The sequence below is a fragment of the Halomonas sp. TH-94 genome (assembly GCF_057473365.1).
On the sequence record NZ_JBYCKL010000041.1, the window covers coordinates 1 to 23,417 of the forward strand.

Here is a 23,417-nt window from a genome sequence, read left to right on the forward strand (position 1 = left end):
ATCATCGCCGCTCGTCGCGACGAGTTCCTCTTGCCGCTGTGCCCGCGCCTCGTCACGACGCGTGATGATGATCTCGTCGGGGCTGGGGCTGACCGCCGCCGGGGGAGCTTCGCCGACTTCAAGACGTGCCCAGGGCACACGGACGTCGCCACGTACCTGCAGCGCCTGAGGGTTGATGCGCACGGCGATTTCCGGCGCGACTCGCAAGCGGCCGAATTGAGGCAGAGTCACCAGCAGCGGTCGGCGCGTACCGTCGAGGTCGACCGCAATACGCCAGTCGTCGAGCGACGGCCAACTGGCATTACCGTCGATCACCAAGCGCCCTTCATCGCTGGCGACGAAACCCATGATGCGTGCCCCATCGCCGGTGAATTCGATACGTATGCGGCCATCCTCGACGATAAGCGGCACATCGAGGCCCGAGGCACGCAGGCCCGTCAGCTCGAGCGCACCGTCGAGGCTCGGGTTGTCCCGGCTGCCCGAGACGTCCACCCGGCCGCTGACGATACCTTCCAGCATGTCGAGCCCGGCAGCCAGGGTCCGATAGCGCGACAGATCGAGGCGATCCAATACCAGGCTCCCCTCGAGCTCACCGGCGCCCAGCGGATCGTCAAGCCCGATGTCAAGCTGCAGGCGGCCGGCATCGCCGAGTCCAAGGTCGAGGTTGAACGCCGTGCGTGCCTGGCTGGCATCGAGTTGCATCTCGAGGCGGCTCTCCGGCATCGTCCAGGGCTGGCCGTAGATATCGACTCCCTGGAGGCTCAGCCGGCTGGCGAGGTCCGCCTCGACGTTCCACTGGTTGCCGCCCTGCCGCCAGCGTGCCTGCAGCTGCAGGTCGGTCTGGCCGCTGGCACGCCAATCCTCAGGCAGCCATTCATTGAGCATCTCCATGGGCAGCTCACGCAACGTCAGGCTGGCCTGCCCCTGATCGGCGCCGGCCTGGAGAGTATCCTCCAGGCACAGTCGGCCGCCCTGTTCGCGACGCAGACAGAACGGCTGTACCTGAGCCCGGCCGGTAGTCAGATTGGCACTGAAAGCGATCGGGTCGTCCAGGCGCATTTCACCGTAGTCGGTATCGATTTCAAGCGGGTCGATGCGGCCGGTATAGCGCTGGCTATCGCTGCTCAGGCCCCCTTCGAGAGCCAGTGACGCCCGCGAGAGCGGCATGCCCCGCCCGGCAATCGCCGTCAGCTCGGCGCGATGCGACGAAAGCCGACCGCCCAAGGCCAGCGTTACCTCATCGAATCGCTGGCCGCCGGCATTCAGACGCTCGATGGCGAGATTCACGTCGAGTTCCGGGTCGTCCAGCCCCTGCACGCTGCCGGTGAGCTGCAGCGCTTCGAGGCGGTTATCGGCAAACGCCAGCTCCCTGCCCTGAAGATCGAGAACCAGGCGAGGCCTCTCGACAGTGCCCGCAGTGCGGAAACGTCCGGACAGGCTTCCGCTGAGCTCATCGTGCAGGCTGCCGAGTTCGGTGAGGGAGATGTCACCGCTCAGGTCCATGCGCTGCTCCGAGACGGCGCCCTCGGCGGTGATACGGTTCTGCCCCTGGCGAAAATCGAACTCCCGGACCTGCCAGCGCATATCGCTGTCACCGGCCAACCGCGCCCGCAGCGACAGCGGCAGCTCCTGCAGCACTCCATCGATGGCCAGCCGAGGCACCTGCAGCTGCCAACCCTCATCCGTCTGGCGGAAGGCGATATCCAGGTTGCCGCTCAGTCGACCTTCCATGGCATCGGTAAATTGACCCGGGTTCAGGTTGTCGAGGCGCGCCGTGGCATCCAGCGCCAGGCCATCTTGCCACTCCACCCGTCCTCGACTGACAACCGAGGCGTTGCCAAGGCTCAGCGAAAGCGGTGTCCAGGCGAAGTGGCCAAGATCGCCAGTGCCCGAGAGCGCAATTCTCGTCAGGGGAACATCGGGCCCTTCGACATGCATCGACAGCGAAGCGGCATACTGGCTCAGAGAGCCCGAGAGCCGCAGATCGAGGTCCTCGACCACAAAGGGGTCGCGGAAGTCTTCATCGTCTTCGGCATGGGCAATGGCCATGGGCAATGGCCACTGCAGTAGTTCGCTGCCGGCCCTGGCGGTGAATGGCAGCTCGGGGTCCAGGGCATCCACTTGCGCGGTCAGTCGAGCGTCCACCGGACCGCGTGCGATGAGTTCGGCATCGAGCTGAGCCAGGGTGCCATCCAGTCTCAGGTCGAGACGCTGCCCGGCCAGTTCGGGGAGTAGCTCCGGGAGCCACAGGGCCGTTTCGAGACGCGCCTCGAGCGGGTAGTCGCCATGAAGCTCGACACGAGCGCTGAGACTCACATCCGCATCCAGGCTGGACGCTTCCAGAGCGAAGATCTCGACTTCCCGCCCACTGGCCTCCAGGGCGAGAGTCAGATGGCGCAGGTCATAATCCACCGGCCCGCGCACTGCGATGTCCTCCAGATGAATACGCGGCGCGGACACGCCGAACGGCAAGGTCACTTCGGGCAGTTCGATGCGCTCGCGCTCTTCGAGCGGGGTTTCCGCCTCGAGCACTTCCGCTTCGGTCTGCCGAACCGCCTGAGCCGATGCCAGCGCCTCCCGGCTCAACACCGCCGCATCTGCCGACCGTTCGAGAGCCAACTGCTCCGGTCCTCGTAGCGGGATATCCACACGCAACCGCTCCAGCCGAGTCGGCAGCACCTGCAGATGGTCACCTTCGGCCTCGAGGCCGGTATGCAAGGTGTGCCACGCTATCTGCGTGCCGTCGCCCAGCCGCACGACCACATCATTCAGGTCGAGCTCGGGGGCCTCGATCTGAAGGGGGAAACGGAACGGCGCAGGCGTCATCTCCTGCCCAACGTCCTGTCCCACCGGTGAGGGATGCGGTGCCGCCTCTCCTGCCCCTGCCTCGGGATCAGCAGGCGTTTCGGGACTGGTGGGCAGTCGGACACGCAGCCCTTCGGCGCGGGTGGCTTCCAGCTCCAGTCGAGAACCCGCCGCCTGAGCGGCCGTGGTCAGATTGGCAAGGTCGATCTGCGTGCCGTCAGCCAGCAGCACTCGGGTATCATCCAGTACCAGCTCGCGCAGCTCCACGGGCAGCGGCAGCCGCAAGGGATCGCCCGCCTCGGCCGGCTCTTGTTCCCGCTCCATCGCGCCTTGATCCTCGCCCGGTTGCAGTCGCACCTGCCCGCCTTGCATGGCCAGCCGCTCGATACACAGGCGGCCACGCAACAGGCAGTCGTCAGCCCAGACGAGCTCGAGTCGCTCGGCCGCTATCTCGGCAGGCCCCGCCTCGATTTGGAAGCCGTGCAGCACCAGGCGATCGAGCGGCGCACCCTCGAAACTCTCCAACTGATAGAAGCCGCGCTTGGCGCCTTCTTCCAGCAGCAGGTTGGCCCCCCAGGGCGACAGCGCAAGGCCGAGCACGAGGAACAGCACTCCGATAGCCAGCAGGGGTAGCAGGATGAACAGACGCAGCAGCGACCAGAGCAGCAGGCGTGTTCTCAAAATTCCGGGCCGATGGCGAAGTGCAGACGCCACGAGTTCTCCTCGTCATCGAAGGGGTGAGCAATATCAAAGCGTACCGGGCCCACAGGCGAGATCCACCGCACGCCCAGGCCAGCACCGGTATTGAGCGTATCCGGCCCCCAGTTGTCGAACGCATCGCCGCTGTCGATGAAGGCGGCCCCCCACCAGTTGCCGCGCACGCGGTGCTGGAGCTCGAGGCTGCCAGCCAGCATCTGCTGGCCACCGCGTAGCAGCCCCTCTTCATTGCGTGGTGCAAGGGTTTCATAACCGTAGCCGCGCACCGAACGATCGCCGCCGGTGAAGAAACGCAGTGAAGGCGGTATCTGGGAGAAATCATCGGTTTCGATGGCCCCGATAGCCAGCCGGGACACGAAGCGCAGATTGTCCCCGAACATGCGAATCCATTCGGTGTTGCCCGTCATGCGCAGAAAAGTGGCGTCAGAGCCCCAGGCCGTATCGGAGTACTCGAAGGCGATGCGTTGACGATCCCCCCAGGTGGGGAAGCGTGGGTTGCGAGTTCGCGTGCGTGACCAGCTTACGCCCGGGTAGTAGAGGAACACGCTCTCGGCCTCGCCGCCCTGAGTGAAGTCCTCATAGGTGGCACGCACGAACAGTGTCTGCACCCAGTGGTTGTCGAATTCCCAGCGCCGAGCGCCTTCGAGGGTCAGCTCGCTGGTACGTGTGTCCTGGTTGTCACGATGACGCAAGCCGTACTGAAACCGATACTGGTCGCGCAAGGGATCGTCGAGGGGCATCAGATAGGTGCCGGTAAACTGCTGCTCCGGCATTGATAGCGACAGATCGTGCTCGAGACTGTGGCCGTAGCGGTTGATCCACGGCTGATCCCAGCCGAAGTGCAGGCGTGGCCCGACGTCGGTGGCGTAGCCGATACCGGTTTCGAACTGGTGACGATCCGCCGGAACCAGCGACACATCGATCGGCATGTTGGGTTGCTCGGGGGCATGCAGGCGCGAGACACCGGCCAGTGCCATGGCAGAGACCGTTGGACCGCTGGCCATGGCGGCCCGCATGGTTGGCGCCTGCGGCAGCGCCGCCTCGCCCTCGGTGGTGACCATGTTCCACCAGCCCAGCGTCGGCGGTGCGATGGCAAGCTCGCGCCTGGCATCGAGCCGAGGGCGTACGCTTACCGAACTGAACCAGTTGGTCTGTCCCAGGCGCTGGGCATAGAGGGCAACCTGGCCCGCAAGGTAAGGCTCGCCAGGCTCGAAAGGCGCCAGGTTGCGCAAGCGCTCTTCCACGATATGGTGGCCACGCAGCGTGATGTTGCCGAATGCATAGCGCGGTCCGCTGTCGAGGGTCAGATAAAGCCTGGCGCTCTCGTCGAAAGGCCGCACTTCCATGCGCCGATCGGTGAAACTCCAGCCGAAGTAGCCGCGCTCCAGCGCCAGATTGGCGAGGCGGCTGCGCATGCGATCCCAGGGCGCATGAAGTAGAGGATCGCCAACCTGAAGTGTCAGGCTGTCGACGGTGTCGCGAAATGGCTCATCCCGCGCAGCCTGGCCTTCGAGGCGTACCTCGAGCACCTCAACGATCACCTGCGGACCGGAGTCGATGGCCAGATCGACGTAACGCGGTGGCTCGCGCTCGTCGAGACGGGGCTGAATCCTCGGCTCGTAGTAACCATACACCCGCATGGCTTCACGGGTGCGGCGCATCACTTCACCTTCCAGACGGCGACGGTCGTACTGAACGGCATCCACTTCGCTGAGATAGTGGCTGATGTTCTCGGCGACAGCACCCTCGACACCGTCGATCCTTGCCTCGAGGGCCAATGCGCCATGCGCTATGCCAAGACCCAAGGCCGCCGCCATCACGCGTGCAAACACGCCTCTTTCCATATCTACGGCTTCCCGTCTTGACTACCGCCGGAGCGTCTCGAGCTCCGGCCATACTACCTAAGGGCTTCCAGCCCTGCGTTGAGCGACAGCTGCTCCTGACGCAGCTCGCGAAGCTCCGTCTCAATGCCGGCCAACCTGGCCTGCAGGGCTTCGACCGCCTCTGAGGCATCGTCGTCGGCACCTGCTTCAATGCTAGCTTCCAGCGAGTCGAGACGCTCGCTCAATTCGGCTTCGCGCGTTTGCATGGCCTCATCGAATTCGACACGCTGCTGCTCAAAGAGTTGTGCAACTTGTCGATCGAGGGCTTCGAGCCGTTCGTCATAGGATGCTCTCACGCTGCGCTGCTCTTCCGCCAGCGCTTCCTGCACGTTCTGCAGATCCTCAGCAAGTTGTACAACACTTTGATCGCCTTCTGCCAGTGTATCGATTCTTGCCGCCAAGGCTACACGCCCCTCTTCGCCTGCCCGTTCGATTGCATTTAGCGAAGAGCGAACGGCCTGGAGCACGGCTTCGCGATTCTCGGCTTCGGACACCATACGTTCGACATTCTGGGAGAGATCGTCGACGCGCTGAGCGATGTCGTCGACGCGCTCATCGACGGCCCCGAATCGTGAACCGTCCCGCTCGGTGACCTGCTGGACCTCGACTTCCAGGCTAGCCATGCGAGCAACGAGCGATTCGGCATGGTCTGCCAGCGCAGAGAGTCGAGATTCGAGCTGTTGGAGGTTGTCCCCACGGCCCTCTTCGGCATCGAAGCGGGCATGCACGTTCGACATCTCGGATGTCACTTGAGCCAGGTGTTGGTTCAGGCGCTCTCGCTCCTGCCAGCCAAACCAAGCCAGGCCGAGCAGCATGGCCAGCAAGAGGAGTATGGTCATTTTGAGCGGCCATAGGCGGGGCTGGGAGTAGGACGCTCGGCGCGGCCTTGTCAGGCTGGTATCGGGATCGGGCACGATGGGACGTCGCTCGGAAGGACGCGCTTCGGGCATGTCGAACTCCTCGTTGGCAGATGCGGCAGGCGCTTCACCATTGTAAGCAGGTTGCGCGCCTACGCGCACACTACCATCTCAACGTGCCGCAGGTTGCTCCAGCGGCTCGGCACGGCGGCCAATACCGCGATAGACCAAACCCCAGCCGGCCACGTGGGCAGGATCGTAGATGTTACGCCCATCCAGCAGCAACCGCTCACGCAGAGATCCGGCCAGCCGAGACCAGTCAGGATTCCAATAGTGTTTCCACTCGGTGATGAGCATCAGCGCATCGGCGTTCTCGCAGGCAGCGTAGGGGTCACCGTCGAACAGCGTCAGCAGCGGGTGGTCACCCACTTCGGCCTGAAGTGCCGGGGTGGCGGCAGGATCGTGCAGCTGCACACGAACCCCCTGCGCCCATAGCGCACGCAGCAGGGTCAGCACCGGTGCGTGGTCGATACGCGCGGAGCCCGGCTTGAAGGCGGCACCCCAGATCGCCACAGTACGGCCCTCGAGCTGGCCATGGAAGTGGGTCCAGAGCTTACGGAACAGCGTCTCCTTTTTCTGCTCGTTGATGTCCAGGACCTGTTCGATCAGCGCGGAATGACGCCCGCTGGCCTCCTGTACATCGGCCAGGCGCATCAGGTCACGGGAGAAGTGCGGTCCGCCGAAGCCACAGCCCGGGTAGAGATATTCGTAGCCGATACGGGAGTCGGCCCCCATCCCCTGGCGCACGTATTCCACATCGACGCCCAGACTGTCGGCAAGACCGGCAATCTCGTTCATGTAGCTGATGCGGGTGGCGAGCATGCCGATCGTCGCCAGCTTGGTCAGCTCGGCGGCACGGCGCGGCATGAGCTGCATGACGTCCCGGCGTCGATTGAAGGCGCGCAGCACCTCCCTCACCTGAGCCTCTGCACGCTCGTCGTCACAGCCCAGGAGCCAGCGGCCAGGGCGAGTGAAGCTGTCCCAGGCGCGACCCTCTTCGATCATGTCGACCAGCGCGACGGCGCGTCGGCCCTTGCCACCGAGAAGACCTTCCAGGCGTTCGGTTTCACCGACGGGAAAGGTGGAGTTGTTGACCAGAACAAGCTCACCATCCTGACCGTCAGCGACCTCGGTTACCAGCTCGTCGGCCTCTTCGCGCTGCTCCGGCGACAGCGCGAGCCAGAGAATATCGAGGCGTCCACCCGGATCGACACCCTCACCGTTGGCCAGGCTCAGGGTGCCCTGCTCCAAGCCTTCCTCGAGACGCTCGAGAAGATCTGGCTCCCGCCGCAGCCAGTGCGCCGTCTTGAGGGCGGGCCAGCGCATCGAAGCATGCGGCACCCAGCGCACCTGATGGCCGACCCAGGAAAGGGCAGCGGCGGCCGTGGCCGCTGCAAGCTCGCTGCCATGAATCTGTATACGCATGGCACTCACTCCGCTTTGCTATAGCGCGTCAGTAATTCGCGAAAGCCTTCGCCGAAACGAGGGTGGCGACGGGCGTAGACCAGCGTGGCCTCGAGATAGCCGAGCTGATGACCGCAATCGTAGGTCTTGCCGTTCATGCGCCAGGCATCCACACCGTCACGCTGACGCAAGGTCTCGATGGCGTCGGTCAACTGTATTTCGTTCCCCGCTCCCGGCGGCGTCTCGGCCAGCAGGGCAAAGATGCTGCCCGGAAGCACATAGCGGCCAATGACGGCCAGGTTGGAAGGGGCCTCTTCACGGCTGGGTTTCTCGACCACACCGGCCAGGCGGCAAGACTCGCCGGCTGCCGGCGGCTTCCCATCGGGATTCACGATGCCGTACTTGTGCACGTTTTCCCAGGGCACTTCCTCCACCATGAGCTGCGAGCGCCCAGTGGTCTCGTAGGCATCGATCATGCCGGCCAAGTCGTTGCGCGGCAGCCCCTCGTCATCCACCAGCACGTCGGGCAACAGCACCGCGAAGGCCTCTTCCTCGCCGATGACCGGACGCGCGCAGAGCACGGCATGCCCCAAACCCAGCGGCTCGGGCTGGCGTACGCTTATGATGTTGACGTCATCGGGAACGATGGCCTTAAGCTCGTCGAGCAGTTCCTGCTTGTCCTTGGCCTCGAGCGTGGCTTCGAGCTCGAAGTGCTTGTCGAAGTGGTTCTCGATGGCGCTCTTGCTGGCATGGGTCACCAGCACGATGTCACGGATACCGGCCTTGACCGCTTCGTTGACCACGTACTGGATTACGGGGCGGTCGACGATGGTGATCATTTCCTTGGGAATCGCCTTGGATGCCGGCAGACAGCGAGTGCCGAATCCGGCCACGGGCAGAACGGCCTTGCGAATCATGGTGCCTTCCTTGTCGGTTTGAGAATGGTCGGTCGGTAAAGCATCTCCCTTGGCCTGTCCTTGATTCCGTCATGGGAATGCCCAGGCCGCTACGGGTACAATAGTGCATGATACCGAAGGTAAATAATGTTGCCAGGGTGCCTGACCCAATTGACACGGAGAGATCACATGAGCGCAAGCTTCCACCACAACGTCGACCAGGGCGAAATCGCCAAGTTCGAGGCCCTGGCCAGCCGCTGGTGGGACCCTCAGAGTGAATTCAAGCCGCTGCACGACATCAACCCGCTGCGACTGGATTTCATCGATGCCCGCTGCGGCCTTGCCGGACGCAAGGTGCTAGACGTGGGCTGCGGTGGGGGCATACTCGCCGAAGCCATGGCCCATCGTGGCGCACAGGTGACCGGCATCGACATGGGTGAGGCGCCGTTGGCGGTTGCCCGCCTGCACGCTCTGGAGAGCGGCGTCGAGGTGGAGTATCGGCAGACCAGCGCCGAGGCCATGGCCGCCGAGCATCCGGGTGAGTACGATGTGGTGACCTGCCTCGAGATGCTCGAACACGTACCCGATCCCGGCTCGGTCGTTCAAGCCTGCGCCGCCCTGGTCAAGCCCGGTGGGCAGCTGTTCTTCTCCACCATCAACCGCAACCCCAAAGCCTATGCACTGGCTATCGTCGGCGCAGAATATCTGCTGCAGATGCTGCCCCGCGGCACCCACGAATATCGCAAGTTCATCCGTCCGTCCGAACTCGCCGGCTGGTGTCGCGAGCATGGGCTCGAGGTAAGGGAGCAAAGCGGCCTGGTCTACAACCCTCTGACCCGCCGCTATCGTCTGTCATCGCGCGATGTCTCGGTCAACTACATGGTGCACTGCCGTCGGGAGCTGGTATGACGGCCTGCCCCCAGGCACTGCTGTTCGATCTCGACGGCACCCTGGTCGATACCGCGCCGGATCTTGCCCGCGCCACGAATGCGCTGCGCGCTCACCATGGTCTCGAACCGCTCCCCTATCCGCTCATCCGGGCGCAGGTTTCCAATGGCGGAAGTGCCCTGGTCGCGCTGGCGTTGGGATGGGACAAAGCGCACCAGAGGCATGACGAGGCGCGCCAGTTCCTGCTCGATGCCTATGGACGAGCGGTGGCCGAGGAAAGCTGCCTGTTTCCCCATCTCGACCGCCTGTTGAGCGCCTGGGAAGAGAGTCAGCGCCCGTGGGGCATCGTCACCAACAAGCCGCGCGCCTATGCGGCACCACTGATCGAGAGCCTGGGGCTGGAACCTGGTGCCCTGCTTTGCGCCGATGACCTTCCACAGAGAAAGCCGGCGCCAGAGCCGCTGTGGGTGGCGGCCGAACGGCTGGACGTCTCCCCTGCTCAATGCTGGTACATCGGCGATCATCTGAGAGACATGCAGGCGGCACGCGCCGCCGGCATGGTGGCCGTCGCCGTGGGCTACGGCTATATCGAAGAGGGTGAGGACTACCGAGAGTGGCCGGCAGACCTCTGGTTCGAGACATGCGAGTCGCTGGTTCAGGCCCTGCTTCAGCCTGCCTGAGCTACCAGGCAGGCTAGGCTATGTCTGAAAACTGTCTGCACTTGGCCATACGGCGTCAAAATCAGCTCGTGCGCGAGTCCGATCAAAGTACTCATTTACACCACGTAAACTTCGTCTTTGGACTCGCGACATCCCTGGCGCTCGCTCTTCGAGCAGCGGAGCTGCCCAAATCGGCTTCCCTGCCGATTTGTCGCTGATTTTTGCCTTGCGACCCACATGGATGTGGGAAGTGCGCTGGCCCGTCGGGAACGGGCCTAGCCCTGGCCTTCGCTCGCCGACTCTTCAGACAAAGCCTAGCAGCCATCTGCTTACTTGGGCGGCTGGGCGTCGAATCGCTGGCCGTTGATTCCCTTGCTGTCGGGCCCCATCAGCCACAGGTAGGTGGGCATGATCTCTTCCGGCGTACGCAGGGTTTCGGGGTGCTCCCCCGGGTAGGCATTGGCCCGCATCTTGGTGCGGGTCGCCCCCGGGTTGAGCGAGTTGACCCTGAGCGTGCCCAGATATTCGACCTCGTCCGCCAGCACTTCCATGAAGCCCTCGGTGGCGAATTTGGACACGGCATAGGCGCCCCAATAGGCCCGCCCCTTGCGCCCGACGCTCGATGAGGTGAACACCACCGAAGCATCGGCAGAAGCCTGCAGCAGCGGCAACAAGGCCTGAGTCATCCAGATCGGCCCATTGATGTTGACCTGCATCACCTGCTCCCACAGCTCCGGATTGTACTGTTCGAAAGGAGTGATGCGGCCCAGCAGACCTGCATTGTGCAAGATGCCATCGAGACGACCGAACTCCTTGTCGAGAGTTTCGGCCATGTCGTGGTAGTCCTTGAGCGTGGCACCTTCGAAATTGAGCGGAAAGATGGCCGGCTGCGGCCCGCCGACAGCTTCGATCTCGTCGTAGACCTTCTCGAGCTTGGCAATGGTTCGTCCCAACAGGATTACCGTGGCACCGTGTCGGGCGTAGGTCAGAGCGGCCGCACGACCGATGCCGTCACCGGCACCCGTCACGAGAATGATGCGGTCACGGAGCAAATCCGCGGGCGCCTCGTAGTCGAACTTGCAGGTCATCTTGGGTCCTTGATCAGGGCCAATCGGTTACAGGGATTGTCGCAGGAAGTCGTTGGCGAGGCCGGCAGCGCTGCTGTCGGGGTAATCCTCACGCACCCGTTCGAGCAGTCCACGACTCTCTTCGAGTTCGCCTTGACGCGCCTTGATCAGGCCCAGCTTGTACAGGGCATCGGGCACCTTGCTGCTCTGCGGATAGTCGTCGATGACCGTACGGAAAGCGGTCTCGGCCTGCTCCAGGTTGGCTTCCGCCGAGTGCAGCTCACCCAACCAGTAGTAGCCGTTGGCCGTCAGATTGGTATCCGGGTGCTCGACGACGAACGCATCGAACGCGGCAATGGCGTCGGCGAACTGACGCGACTGCACCTTGGCGAAGGCAGCCTGGTAAGCAGCCTGGGCATCGGCACTGGTGCCGCTCGGCGAAGGGGTCTGGGCAACCTGGCGGGCCGACTCCTGATCGACCTCGGGAGCGGTCTGGATACCGGCGCTACCGGCCGCCAAACGCTCATCGAGATCCATGTATTGCTGGCGGGTCTGGTTACGCAACTGCTCGAGCTGATGACGCAGCTCTTCGATCTGACCGCGCAGCTGCTGTATTTCGCGCTGATGCTCCTGCAACTGATTGTAGAGCACCAGGCTACCGCCCGGCTCTTCACGCACTTCGGCCTGATCGAGGAAACCCCGCGGCTGGCCGCTGCGGTCTTCCACGATGGGGCGCTGCTGGGCTTCGACAAGGCTCATCACGGACAGCGGGAGCACCAGGGCTCCCGCGCCGCACAGCCTTTTCAGACTGTGTCTCATGCTTTACTCCATAGGCGCGCGAGCGCGCCAGTTCGCTCAGTAGGCAAAGACCACGCGACGGTTCTGGGCATGGGCATCTTCGCCATTGCCACGCACGGCCAGACGCTCTTCGCCATAGCTGACGACTTCGAGCTGTGAGGGAGAGACGCCCTGCACCTCGAGGAAACGCTTGACCGAGTTGGCGCGACGCTCACCCAGCGCCATGTTGTATTCACGCGTGCCACGCTCGTCGGTGTGGCCCTGCAGTACTACACGGGCATTGCCGTTGGAACGCAGGTAGCGCGCATGGGCGACCAGTACCGATTCGAACTCCGAACGAATGTTGTCGCGGTCGAAGTCGAAATAGATGGTGCGAACGTCCGGAATACGACCGTCGGCCTGCTGGCCGGCACGATCGCCGCCTACACCGGTACCGCTGACCTGACCGGCGCCGGCAGTTCCCGTACCAACGCCGCCATCGGCGCGTGTGCCATCCATGGATCCGTCACGGCTGCCACCGGTGCTGGAACAGCCGGCAATCAGGGCCAGAGACAGGGCAATTGCCAGAGTTCTGGCATGTGACTTGAATTGCATCGTCGAACTCCTCAAAGGACTTGAATGACACGTAACACTAGTTCAAGAAAGGTGACCATGCGGGTTCACGCACATCACCACGCGCCGACGGCAACCGGTAGGACGCCCGTCCATCGGCCGACACGGCCCCCAACACCCCGCTGTTACCTTGCTGGGTGGCGAAGATTACCATGGTCCCGTTGGGCGCAACACTAGGCGATTCATCCCAACGGGTCTCACTGATTACTACCAGACGACCGGAACCCAGATCCTGGCGTGCAACCTGGAAACCGCTGTTGCTGCGATGGATCATGAACAGTGCCTCGCCGTCCGGCGACAGGCGACCGCGCGCATTGTAGTTACCGGTGAAGGTCAAGCGCTCGGATTGGCCGCTGCTGAGGTTATGACGGTAGATCTGAGGCCCACCGCTGCGGTCCGAGGTGAAGATCAAGCTACGGCCGTCCGGCGCCCACGCAGGCTCGGTGTCGATACTCGAGCTGTTGGTGATGCGCTCGAGACTGCGCGAACCCACATCCATTATGTAGATGTCGGGCTGGCCATCCTTGGACAGGGTCATGGCCAGGCGGCGCCCATCGGGCGACCAGGCGGGGGCGCCGTTGATACCGTCGAACGACGCCACCTGGGCACGCTGCCCGGTGCCGACATCCTGGACATAGATCGCGGGGCGTTCGGTCTCGAAGGAGACGTAGGCGAGCTTGCGACCATCCGGCGACCATGCCGGCGACAGGATCGGCTCGCGCGAGCTCAGTACCTGCTGGCTGTTGTGGCCATCGGCATCGGCTACGTACAGGGCAAACTGCATGTCCTGATCGGTACCCTGAGCCGTCACATAGGCGATGCGCGTCGAGAAGGCGCCACGGATACCGGTGACGGCCTCGAAGATCTGATCGCTGATGTAGTGGGCACCACCGCGCAACTCATTGGCTCCGGCGCTGACGCTTTCGCCAATCATGCGGCGTTGACCGCTGACGTCCATCAACTCGTAGCGGATGCGATAGCCATCGGCGGCACGGCTGACCTGCCCGACCACCAGGTATCGCACATCCAGCGCTCGCCACTGGCCATATTGCACCTGATCACCGGAGCTGGGACGGTCATACATGGCATTGCGGTCGAGCGGAGCGAAATAACCGCTGCGCTCCAGGTTATCACTGATGATCCGGGCCACATCCTCTGGCAGGCTTTCCCCGTCGGCCGCGAACGGCACGACAGCGATGGGGGTTGCACGGTCGCTGCCGCGGGTGATCTCGATGGTCAGGTTGGCCTGGGCAAGCGAGCTGAACAGGATCAGCAAGGCGCTTAGCCAGGTAGTCATCAGGGCTTTCATCAGCGTACATCTCCCGGTGTGAAACGCAGATTGAACTGTCGGAAGTCACGTTGCGCAGCTGCTGGCAGCTGACGCAGTTCATTAAACGGTGCGGCGGCTTCCACTGCCTGTAGTGCCGATCGGTCGAAGGTGCCGTCTCCACTACTCTGACTAATGGTAGCGCCAAACAGCTCACCCGAGGGACCCAACCGCACCTGGACCGTCGCAGCGAGACCGCCACCGGAGCCTGGCGGAATGACCCAGGCCTGCTCCACCGCACGGCGGACAAGATTGATGAAGCTGTTGGCCGCCTCCTGGGCCTGGCGGGCGTTGGCCACCGCATCCGACTCGCCATCGATGGCGCGGTCGAGCCCCTGGCTGGCTGCCTCGGCGGCACGCCGGGCCTCCTCTTCGCGCTGACGCTGTGCCTCGGCTTCACGCTGACGCTGGGCTTCCGCCTCGCGTTGACGCTGCTCCTCGGCTTCACGTTGACGCTGGGCTTCCGCCTCGCGCTGGCGCTGCTCCTCGGCCTCACGCTGACGCTGAGCTTCCGCCTCGCGCTGGCGCTGCTCCTCGGCCTCACGCTGGCGTTGTTCCTCGGCTTCACGCTGACGCTGGGCTTCCGCCTCGCGCTGGCGCTGCTCCTCGGCCTCACGCTGACGCTGGGCTTCGGCCTCCTGCTGGCGCTGGGCTTCCGCTTCGGCGCGCTGCTGAGCCTCGAGCTGACGCTGGCGCTCTGCCTCTGCCGCGGCTTCCTGCTGGCGTTGGCGCTCAGCCTCCTGCTCTTCTCGCAGCCGCGTCTGCCGCTCTGCCTCCTCGGCACGCCGCTGCGCCTCGGCCTCGGCGTCCTGGCGCGACTCCTGCAGGCGACGAGCCTCCTCTTCACGTGCCTGCTGCTGCTGTTCGGCCTCGCGGGCCTGTTCTTCGGCAGCCTGACGCTCAGCTTCCGCGCGGGCCTGCTCTTCGGCTTCGGCCTGGCGGGCCTCCTCCGCCTGACGCGCCTCATCTTCTGCCTGTCGAGCAGCGGCGCGTGAACGCGCCTCCTCGGCGCGCTGGGCCTGATCGGTGGTCGTCTCGGTGCTGACCAGCGTCGCCTGCACGATGGAGGTCGACTCAGGCGTTTCCGCTTGACGCTGGGGCAAGGTGATCAAGCTGAGCACCACGACCAGCACATGCAGGCCGATGGCGAGCAGAGTGGGCACGCCATAGCCGACAGGCCTGTCGTTCGTGCGCGAGGGGCCGCGCTGACGTCGGGCCATCACGTCTCCTAATCTCTTGATCAAGCGACTCTTAATCACGCGCTGGCGGCTCGGAAAGCAGACCTACGTTGGCAACCCCGGACACTTGTAGCGTGCTCATCAGGGTCACGATTTCCCCATAGGGCACGAAACGATCACCGCGCACCATGACGGGTGTACCGGGCTGACGGTCGAGCAGGATGAGTACGCGATCGCCCAACTCCTGTAGGTCGACGGCCATCTCTTCGCCACCGATCGACAGGTAGTACCCCCCCTCCCGATCCACCGAGACGATGATGGGGTCGCGGTCCTCCTGCGACTCGAGCGGTTCGGACGTGACCTGGGGCAGTTCGACCTGGACACCCTGGGTCAACATGGGTGCCGTGATCATGAAGATGACCAGCAGCACCAACATGACATCGATGAAGGGGACGACGTTGATCTCCCCCATCGGCTTGCGGCGACCGCCGCGATTGAACGGACCATGCATGTCGCGACTCCCTCAGGCGGTGCTGGCTTCGCTGCGACCCTGCAGATTGCGGTGCAGGATGGAGTGAAACTCCTCGGCAAAGTCCTCGTACTTGCCCAGCAGGCGATCGGACTCGGACGACAGGCGGTTGAAGAAGATTACCGCCGGGATAGCGGCGAACAGGCCCATGGCGGTTGCGATCAAGGCTTCGGCGATCCAGGGGGCAACGGTTGCCAGCGTGGCCTGCTGCGCCATGGAGAGCGCCTGGAACGAGCCCATGATGCCCCATACGGTACCGAACAGGCCGATATAGGGACTCGCCGATGCCACCGTGGCCAGGAACACGAGGTGCAGGGTCAGGCGCTCCTCTTCGCGCGACCAGGCAACCCGCATGCTGCGCTGCACGCCGTCGAGAATGGCGTCGGCGCTCTTGGTCTTGGGCATCAGGCGATTGAATTCGCGAAACCCGGCGCGGAAGACCTGCTCGGCGCCCTGGGTTTCCTGCTCAGAGGGCGTTTCACGGTAGAGCTCGTTGAGATCGACCCCTGACCAGAAGCGCTCCTCGAAAGCCTGGTGCGCGGCACGCGCCCGGCGCATGACGAACGTGCGCTGGAAAATCACCACCCACGAGAGTATCGAACCTATCACCAGGATCAGCATGACCAGCTGCACCACGGTGCTGGCGCTCATGATCAGGTGGGGTATAGACATGGTGTCGTTCACGGGCATCCTCGCTGATCTTGCATTCAAGCATTGATAACCGCGGCGAGTGCCGGCGGCCAGGGTCTGGGTTTGAGGCGCGACGCATCCAGACAGGCGATGTCGACTCGCGCTTCGCATAAGGGTTCCCCACTACGCTGCACCGACTGGCGAAAGCTCAATCGGCAGCGTCCGCTCGATTCGACAGCTGCGGTAGCGCAAAGCTGATCGTCGAGACGGGCGGGCTTGGCATAGCGACACTCCAGGCGATGCACCACCAGCTGAACGCCGGCATCGAGCAATTCGCGTTGGGTGAAGCCGTGATGGCGAAGCCATTCACTGCGTGCCCGCTCCATGTACTTGAGATAGTTGACGTAGTAGACGATGCCACCGGCATCGGTATCCTCGATGTAAACGCGCAGCGGCAGCTGAAATTCACTCACTTACGCACCTCACCGCTCGCATCCTGTGCCTGCTCGTTGGGCACGAGGCCGAAATGCTGCCAGGCCTGACGGGTCACGACCCGGCCCCGGGCCGTGCGCATCATCAGCCCTTGCTGTATCAGGTAGGGCTCGATCACGTCCTCGATGGTATCGCGCTCTTCGCCGATGGCCGCCGCCAGCGAATCGATACCCACCGGGCCACCGTCGAATTTCTCGATCATGGCCAGCAGCAGGCGACGGTCCATATGATCGAGCCCATGGTGGTCGACGTGAAGCATGTTCAGCGCCTGGTCGGCCAGCTCCGCGTCCACCCGACCGTTGCCGCGCACCTGAGCGAAGTCACGCACCCTGCGCAGCAGACGATTGGCGATACGCGGCGTTCCTCGTGAGCGGCGAGCCACCTCACGGGCACCGTCGAGATCGGCTTCTACCCCGAGAAGTCTGGCGGAGCGCGCCACGATCTCGGTGAGTTCATCGATGGCATAGAACTCCAGGCGCTGGACGATACCGAAGCGGTCGCGCAACGGCGACGTGAGCAAGCCCGCCCGGGTGGTCGCACCCACCAGCGTAAAAGGCGGAAGGTCGAGCTTGATCGAGCGTGCCGCCGGCCCTTCGCCGATGACGATATCGAGCTGGAAATCCTCCATGGCGGGATAGAGAATTTCCTCCACCACCGGTGACAGGCGATGGATTTCGTCGATGAAGAGCACATCGCCCGGCTGCAGGTTGGTAAGCATCGCTGCCAGATCGCCGGCACGCTCGAGTACCGGCCCGGAGGTGGACTTGAGCCCCACTCCCATTTCAGCGGCAATGATGTTGGCGAGCGTGGTCTTGCCCAGCCCCGGCGGCCCGAACACCAGCGTGTGGTCGAGACTCTCCTCACGCCCGCGCGCGGCACGGATGAAGATTTCCATCTGCTCGCGCATGCGCGGCTGGCCGATGTATTCGGCCAGGCTCTTGGGGCGAATCGCGTGGTCGACGCGGCTTTCACCCTCGCGCTCATCGGCAGCGATCAGACGGTCATTTTGCATCATGTCGAACACTCGTGGCGTTCATGAAAAATCAGGGTGACGGTGCCACCATCCTCGCTCTGGCGGAGGTGGGGGCGCGCCGGGCCGATGCATGCCATGCGTTGCTCCTACCCAGCCATGCGCCTGGTCAGGGCAGCCTTGATCATGGCCTCGGTGGACAGGCCTTCGTCCAGCCCTGAAAGCATCTTCGCCGCCTCGGTGGGCTTGTAGCCCAAGCTGACCAACGCGGCCTCGGCATCGACCAGCGGATCCTGGTTTCTGCCCCCCGCCTGTGCCTCCTGCGAGACGGCAGGAAGCCCAAGCTCACCTGGATGCTCCCAGTGGGGAAAGCGGTCGCGCATCTCGATGATCAGCCGCTCGGCCGTCTTCTTTCCCACACCCGGCAGCCGGGTCAGCGATTTCGCATCATCCTCCATCACGCAGCGGATGAAGGCCGATTCGTCCATCCCCGAAAGAATGGCCAATGCCAGCTTGGGGCCGACGCCGTTGACCCGGATCAGGGCGCGAAACAGCGCCCTCTCCTGCTCACGGGCGAAGCCGAACAGCAGATGAGCGTCTTCGCGCACAGTCAGGTGCGTGTAGAGGGAAACCTCTTCGCCCACCCCGGGCAGCGCCACTAGAGTGGTCATCGATGCCTCGAGTTCGTAGCCTACGCCGGCCACGTCAACGACCAGCCAGGGCGGTTGCTTGTCGAGCAGGGTGCCACGCAGGCGTCCGATCATGGGGCTCCACTATCCATCCAAGAACATCAGGTTACTAAGCCTTCCTGGCGCCACTATACTGGTCGCTCAAGCGGCTGACCAGTCTAGAGTAAACGGTGTTCGACAATTATTCGATCCCCCTGGCCCCGCCCGTTTCAGGGTTGGTAATCGCGCCATGATCCGCCCCTTCGGCGAGCTCGATGACCGCCGAAACTACCTTGATGGATCAGGCCCAGCCTGGCATGCGCGTGCGTCAGGGCGATGGCCAGCGCATCGGCGGCATCGGCCTGGGGAACGCCATCGAGCCCCAAAATAGCCACCACCATGTGCTGTACCTGTGCCTTGGCCGCCGCCCCACTGCCGGTGACTGCCTGCTTGATCTGACGCGGCCCGTACTCATTGACTGCCAGACCGTGATTGGCAGCACAGACGATCGCCGCGCCGCGCGCCTGGCCCAGCTTCAGCGCGGAATCCGGATTCTTCGCCATGAACACCTGCTCGATGGCCAGTTCGCCCGGACGGTGCAGGGAAATGAGCTCGGCGATGCCGGCATAGATGCGTGCCAGGCGCTGCGACAGCTCGACATCCTGCAGGCGAATGCAACCGCTGGCCACATAGCGCGGTTTGGGGGTGCTGACATCGAGCACGCCGTAGCCGGTGATGCGCGAGCCAGGATCGATTCCCAGAATCAACATGGCACTTCCTCGAGCTTCGCCTTGGTGGATACCTCATGAAACCGGCGCCCTGGGGCGCCGGTTCGGTACATGCTGCTCGGTCAGGCCAGGACGTTACTCCTGCTCTTCCACCTTGGCCTTCTGGCGCAGTCGGATGTTGAGCTCACGCAGCTGATCGCCACTCACCTCGCCGGGAGCGTCGGTCATCAGACAGGCCGCACTCTGGGTCTTGGGGAAAGCAATCACTTCGCGAATGGTTCGCGATCCCGCCATCAACATTACCAGACGGTCGAGGCCGAAGGCCAAGCCGCCATGGGGCGGCGCACCGTAGTGCAGTGCGTCGAGCAGGAAGCCGAATTTCTCACGGGCTTCTTCTTCACCGATGCCAAGAATCTCGAATACCGTGCTCTGCATCTGCTGGTCGTGAATACGGATCGAGCCACCACCCAGCTCGGTGCCGTTGAGCACCATGTCGTAGGCACGGGAGAGCGCGCCGGCCGGATTGGCCTTGAGCTCTTCGGGGCTGCACGAGGGCGAGGTGAACGGGTGGTGCAAGGGGCTCAGGCGGCCGTTGTCGTCGGCTTCGAACATGGGGAAGTCGACTACCCACAGCGGAGCCCAGTCACGGGTATAGAGGTTGAGATCCTCGCCCAGCTTGACGCGCAGTGCGCCGAGCGCCTCATTGACGACATTGGCCTTGTCGGCGCCGAAGAAGACGATGTCGCCGTCAGCCGCGCCGACCCGGTCGAGCAGCTCCTCGATCACGTTCTCCATGAACTTGACGATCGGCGACTGCAGGCCTTCGATGCCCTTGGCGCGCTCGTTGACCTTGATCCAGGCGAGCCCCTTGGCGCCGTAGATACCGACGAACTTGGTATAGTCGTCGATCACCTTGCGCGACATGCTCGCCCCGCCCGGTACCTTCAAGGCCGCCACTCGCCCATCGGCCGCACTGGCCGGGCCTGAGAATACCTGAAAATCGACCTGCTTCATCAGGTCGTCGACATCGACGAGCATCAGCGGAATGCGCAGATCGGGCTTGTCGGAACCGTAGCGGTCCATGGCATCGGCCCAGGTCATACGCGGGAATTCGGGAAGTTCGACGTCGAGCACGTCCTGGAACAGCTCGCGGATCATTGCCTCGGTGATGCCCATGATATCGTTCTCCTCCACGAAGGAGGCCTCGATATCGATCTGGGTGAACTCCGGCTGACGATCGGCGCGCAGATCCTCGTCACGGAAACACTTGGCGATCTGGTAGTAGCGATCGAAGCCGGCGACCATCAGCAGTTGCTTGAAGAGCTGGGGCGATTGCGGCAAGGCAAAGAAGCTGCCTGGATGGGTGCGGCTCGGCACCAGGTAGTCACGCGCCCCTTCGGGGGTGGCACGAGTCAGGATGGGCGTCTCGATATCGAGGAAACCCTGCCCTTCGAGGAAAGCGCGCACGTGATGCGAGATGCGCGAACGCAAACGCAGTTTCTCGATCATCTCGGGACGACGCAGGTCGATGTAGCGATGCTTGAGGCGAACCTCCTCGCCGACCTTGCCGTGCTCGTCGAGCTGGAACGGCGGCGTGGCCGCCGTGTTCAGCACCTCGACGTCCTTGGCCAGCACCTCGATCATCCCGGTGGGCATCTTGGGATTCTGGGTGCCTTCCGGGCGCAGACGCACGCGACCGGAAATGCGCAGCACGTACTCGCTGCGAGCGCGGTCGGCAGTGGCGAAGGCCTCGGCGGTGTCGGGGTCGACCACGACCTGGGCGATACCGTCGCGATCGCGCATGTCGAGGAAGATCACGCCCCCATGGTCACGGCGGCGATGAACCCAGCCGCACAGGGTGACCGTCTGGTCCACCAGGGTCTCGTTGAGCTGGCCGCAATAATGGCTGCGCATGTCGTATCCTGTTTCGGTTAAGCGTTTTCGATTAAGTGTCAGTATCGGTCGCGGTCAGGCCGCGGCGCCGTCCTTCGCCGGCGCCTTGCTTTCGCTGCCACCCGCGGAATCTCCGGCCAGGTTCTTCTTGCTGCCGGACTTGAAGTCGGTCTCGTACCAGCCGCCACCGGCCAGACGGAAGCCCGCAGCCGAGACCAGTCGGCCTAGCTCGGGGGCTTTGCAGGCAGGACAATCGGTCAGGGGGGCGGCGCTCAGCTTCTGGAGCTTTTCCAGACGATGGCCGCAAGCCTTGCACTGATATTCATAGATGGGCATGGTTCAATTCACTCCTGATTCGACAGTGCACAACCAATGGCGATATAGGGTCGGGCGGTACACTTTCCAAGCCTGCCGTAAAAGCCCGATAGTATAACGTGCCAGACGTGGCCTGTCCCAGCCTTGCCACACCGCCCAACACAAGGAATCCAGCATGAAAGCCGTGATACTCGATGCCGCCAGTCTGGGCCCTGACGTCGACCTCGCTCCGATCCGCGAGCATCTCGATGTGCTGGACGTGCATCAAGCCAGCACCACCGAGCAGAGTCGCGAACGTCTGGCGGGCGCCCAGGTGGCCATCGTCAACAAGGTGGTGCTCGATGGCGCCACTCTCGACGCCCTGCCCGATCTCAAGCTGATCTGCGTCCTGGCCACCGGTACCAACAACATCGACATGCCTACCGCCGAGCGTCTCGGCATCCCGGTGCGCAACGTCACGGCCTACGGCACCGCCAGCGTGGCCCAGCACACCCTGATGCTGATCCTGACGCTGGCCAACCGGCTGCCGCTCTATCAGCGCGACGTGGCGGCCGGCCGCTGGAACCGGAGCCCCTTCTTCTGTCTGATGGATCACGGCACGCTGCAGCTCGAAGGCAAGCACTTGGCCATTGTCGGCCAGGGCGAGCTCGGCAGCCGTGTCGCCGCCCTTGCCGAAGCCTTTGGGATGCGTGTCAGCTTCGCCGCCCGCCCCGGCAACGAAGGCAACGACACACGCCCGGGCATCGCTGAACTCGCCCCGGAAGCCGACGTGATCAGCCTGCACTGCCCCCTCACCGACGCCACTCGACACCTGTTCGATTCTAGACTGATTGCCAGCCTCAAGCCCGGCGCCCTGCTGGTCAACTGTGCACGCGGGGGCATCATCGACGAAGAAGCCGCGCTCTCTGCACTGCGAGCCGGGCGCTTGGGCGGGCTGGGAGTCGACGTGCTGCCGGTGGAGCCGCCGCGTGACGGCCACCCGCTGCTCGATGCGCTGAGCGAACCGCTCAATCTGATCGTCACGCCACACAACGCCTGGATCACCCCCGAAGCGCGGCAGCGTATCGTCGCCCTCACCGCGGAGAGCCTGGGCCGCTGGAAAGCCGAGAACGGAGCCTGACATGCTGCACAATCTGGGCTCGATCAATCTCGACCACTTCTACCGAGTACCTCATCTGGTTCATCCCGGTGAAACGCTGGCCAGCCGCAGCTACCATGTCGGTCTCGGTGGCAAGGGGGCCAACCAGTCGCTGGCCATGGCGCTGGCCGGCGGTCGGGTATGCCATTGGGGCCGGCTGGGCCGGCAGGATGCCTGGGCGCGGGATCGCCTGGCCCGTGCCGGGGTCGACGTCACACATGTGGAACTGGTCGATGAAGCCAGCGGCCATGCCATCATTCAGGTCGACGACCGCGGCGAGAACGCCATCATCCTGCATCCAGGTGCCAACCACGGTTTCACTCGCCGCCATCTGGATGCACTGTGCGATACCGCAGAGCCCGGCGACTGGCTGCTGCTGCAGAACGAGTGCAATGCCCTGCCGGAACTGCTCGCATGCGCACACAAGCGCGGCCTTGCCATCGCCTTCAATCCCGCGCCGATGAACGATACGGTGCTCGAGCTGCCACTCGGAAGCTGCCACCTGCTGTTCGTCAATCGGGGAGAAGCCGCCTGGATGGCGGGGCTTCCTGAATCCAGCGATGCCGAGGTGCTGCTCCAGGGCCTGCATGAAAGGCTGCCCGATACGGCCACGGTGCTGACGCTAGGTAGCGAAGGCGCCTGGTACCAGGCCGCCGCCGAACGCCACTTCCAGCCTGCCCTGAAGGTCGAACCGGTGGATACCACCGGGGCCGGCGATACGTTTATCGGCTATTTCATGGCCGCGCTGCAGGAGCAGCATAGCGTTCCCGACTGTCTGGCCCTGGCAGCCCACGCCGCGGCCTTGAGCGTCCAGCAACCCGGTGCCGCCGACAGCATTCCGTCGCGCGACGAGGTCGAGCGGTACCACACCCGACCATCCAGTACCTGACACCCACAAGCAGT

At 63.9% G+C, this 23,417-nt stretch carries 22 protein-coding genes; 4 read left to right on the top strand and 18 right to left on the bottom strand.

Annotated elements, in window-relative coordinates; translation table 11 throughout:
• The 5 genes from AC2VNO_RS08125 to galU all read right to left on the bottom strand — a co-directional run.
• Positions 1–1,731, bottom strand: a 1,731-nt coding sequence (locus AC2VNO_RS08125) for a translocation/assembly module TamB domain-containing protein (protein ID WP_486933706.1), incomplete at its 3' end; no start/stop codon positions are given.
• A 1,751-nt stretch (positions 1,732–3,482) separates the two neighbouring features.
• Positions 3,483–5,354 carry an autotransporter assembly complex protein TamA gene (tamA, locus tag AC2VNO_RS08130; protein WP_486933664.1) on the bottom strand — a complete coding sequence of 624 codons (1,872 nt, stop codon included), beginning with the start codon at positions 5,352–5,354 and terminating at the stop codon, positions 3,483–3,485.
• 65 nt (positions 5,355–5,419) lie between these two features.
• Positions 5,420–6,355, bottom strand: a complete 936-nt coding sequence (locus AC2VNO_RS08135; RefSeq protein WP_486933665.1) for a hypothetical protein — start codon at positions 6,353–6,355, stop codon at positions 5,420–5,422.
• Positions 6,356–6,433: 78 nt separating this feature from the next.
• The gene (locus AC2VNO_RS08140; protein ID WP_486933666.1) at positions 6,434–7,747 is read right to left on the bottom strand and encodes a UDP binding domain-containing protein; all 1,314 of its coding nucleotides are present in this window, start codon (positions 7,745–7,747) and stop codon (positions 6,434–6,436) included.
• A gap of 5 nt (positions 7,748–7,752) precedes the next feature.
• Positions 7,753–8,643, bottom strand: coding sequence for a UTP--glucose-1-phosphate uridylyltransferase GalU (gene galU, locus AC2VNO_RS08145; RefSeq protein WP_486933667.1), 891 nt, complete (start codon positions 8,641–8,643; stop codon positions 7,753–7,755).
• Positions 8,644–8,811: 168 nt separating this feature from the next.
• Here galU and ubiG point away from each other — a divergent pair, with 168 nt between their 5' ends.
• Together ubiG and AC2VNO_RS08155 are read left to right on the top strand one after the other, a co-directional pair.
• Positions 8,812–9,531, top strand: a complete 720-nt coding sequence (ubiG, locus tag AC2VNO_RS08150) for a bifunctional 2-polyprenyl-6-hydroxyphenol methylase/3-demethylubiquinol 3-O-methyltransferase UbiG (RefSeq protein ID WP_228578749.1) — start codon at positions 8,812–8,814, stop codon at positions 9,529–9,531.
• On the top strand, positions 9,528–10,190 hold the full coding sequence (locus AC2VNO_RS08155; protein ID WP_486933668.1) for an HAD-IA family hydrolase: 663 nt from the start codon (positions 9,528–9,530) through the stop codon (positions 10,188–10,190). Before ubiG ends, AC2VNO_RS08155 begins: the two co-directional genes overlap by 4 nt.
• A gap of 308 nt (positions 10,191–10,498) precedes the next feature.
• Here the strand turns inward: AC2VNO_RS08155 and AC2VNO_RS08160 are convergent, their stop codons facing one another.
• The 13 genes from AC2VNO_RS08160 to AC2VNO_RS08220 all read right to left on the bottom strand — a co-directional run bounded on the left by AC2VNO_RS08160 (position 10,499) and on the right by AC2VNO_RS08220 (position 21,397).
• Positions 10,499–11,257 (bottom strand): YciK family oxidoreductase, encoded by a 759-nt coding sequence (locus tag AC2VNO_RS08160; protein ID WP_486933669.1) that lies wholly within the window; start codon positions 11,255–11,257, stop codon positions 10,499–10,501.
• Positions 11,258–11,284: 27 nt separating this feature from the next.
• The gene (gene ybgF / locus AC2VNO_RS08165; RefSeq protein WP_486933670.1) at positions 11,285–12,055 is read right to left on the bottom strand and encodes a tol-pal system protein YbgF; all 771 of its coding nucleotides are present in this window, start codon (positions 12,053–12,055) and stop codon (positions 11,285–11,287) included.
• Between the two features lie 36 nt (positions 12,056–12,091).
• Positions 12,092–12,628 (bottom strand): peptidoglycan-associated lipoprotein Pal, encoded by a 537-nt coding sequence (gene pal / locus AC2VNO_RS08170; protein ID WP_486933671.1) that lies wholly within the window; start codon positions 12,626–12,628, stop codon positions 12,092–12,094.
• Positions 12,629–12,665: 37 nt separating this feature from the next.
• Positions 12,666–13,955: a Tol-Pal system beta propeller repeat protein TolB gene (gene tolB / locus AC2VNO_RS08175; RefSeq protein WP_486933672.1), complete on the bottom strand. Its 1,290-nt coding sequence runs from the start codon at positions 13,953–13,955 to the stop codon at positions 12,666–12,668.
• The gene (gene tolA, locus AC2VNO_RS08180) at positions 13,955–15,193 is read right to left on the bottom strand and encodes a cell envelope integrity protein TolA (protein ID WP_486933673.1); all 1,239 of its coding nucleotides are present in this window, start codon (positions 15,191–15,193) and stop codon (positions 13,955–13,957) included. The genes tolB and tolA overlap by 1 nt, the downstream gene beginning before the upstream one ends.
• A 31-nt stretch (positions 15,194–15,224) precedes the next feature.
• Positions 15,225–15,662, bottom strand: coding sequence for a protein TolR (gene tolR / locus AC2VNO_RS08185; RefSeq protein ID WP_486933674.1), 438 nt, complete (start codon positions 15,660–15,662; stop codon positions 15,225–15,227).
• Positions 15,663–15,674: 12 nt separating this feature from the next.
• Positions 15,675–16,352: a protein TolQ gene (gene tolQ, locus AC2VNO_RS08190; protein ID WP_228578741.1), complete on the bottom strand. Its 678-nt coding sequence runs from the start codon at positions 16,350–16,352 to the stop codon at positions 15,675–15,677.
• A 35-nt stretch (positions 16,353–16,387) separates the two neighbouring features.
• Positions 16,388–16,783, bottom strand: coding sequence for a tol-pal system-associated acyl-CoA thioesterase (ybgC, locus tag AC2VNO_RS08195; protein ID WP_486933675.1), 396 nt, complete (start codon positions 16,781–16,783; stop codon positions 16,388–16,390).
• The gene (ruvB, locus tag AC2VNO_RS08200; protein ID WP_486933676.1) at positions 16,780–17,817 is read right to left on the bottom strand and encodes a Holliday junction branch migration DNA helicase RuvB; all 1,038 of its coding nucleotides are present in this window, start codon (positions 17,815–17,817) and stop codon (positions 16,780–16,782) included. The genes ybgC and ruvB overlap by 4 nt, the downstream gene beginning before the upstream one ends.
• 104 nt (positions 17,818–17,921) lie before the next feature.
• Entirely contained in the window at positions 17,922–18,536 is a 615-nt protein-coding gene (ruvA, locus tag AC2VNO_RS08205) for a Holliday junction branch migration protein RuvA (RefSeq protein WP_486933677.1), read from the bottom strand.
• A 134-nt stretch (positions 18,537–18,670) separates the two neighbouring features.
• The gene (gene ruvC, locus AC2VNO_RS08210) at positions 18,671–19,210 is read right to left on the bottom strand and encodes a crossover junction endodeoxyribonuclease RuvC (RefSeq protein ID WP_228578737.1); all 540 of its coding nucleotides are present in this window, start codon (positions 19,208–19,210) and stop codon (positions 18,671–18,673) included.
• Positions 19,211–19,303: 93 nt separating this feature from the next.
• On the bottom strand, positions 19,304–21,082 hold the full coding sequence (aspS, locus tag AC2VNO_RS08215) for an aspartate--tRNA ligase (protein WP_486933678.1): 1,779 nt from the start codon (positions 21,080–21,082) through the stop codon (positions 19,304–19,306).
• Positions 21,083–21,136: 54 nt separating this feature from the next.
• Positions 21,137–21,397, bottom strand: a complete 261-nt coding sequence (locus tag AC2VNO_RS08220) for an FmdB family zinc ribbon protein (RefSeq protein WP_228578735.1) — start codon at positions 21,395–21,397, stop codon at positions 21,137–21,139.
• A gap of 154 nt (positions 21,398–21,551) precedes the next feature.
• Here AC2VNO_RS08220 and AC2VNO_RS08225 point away from each other — a divergent pair, with 154 nt between their 5' ends.
• A complete protein-coding gene (locus AC2VNO_RS08225; protein ID WP_486933679.1) occupies positions 21,552–22,496 on the top strand; it encodes a D-2-hydroxyacid dehydrogenase in 945 nt (314 codons plus the stop codon).
• Between the two features lies 1 nt (position 22,497).
• Positions 22,498–23,403 carry a ribokinase gene (locus AC2VNO_RS08230; RefSeq protein WP_486933680.1) on the top strand — a complete coding sequence of 302 codons (906 nt, stop codon included), beginning with the start codon at positions 22,498–22,500 and terminating at the stop codon, positions 23,401–23,403.
• The last annotated feature ends 14 nt before the right edge of the window (positions 23,404–23,417 follow it).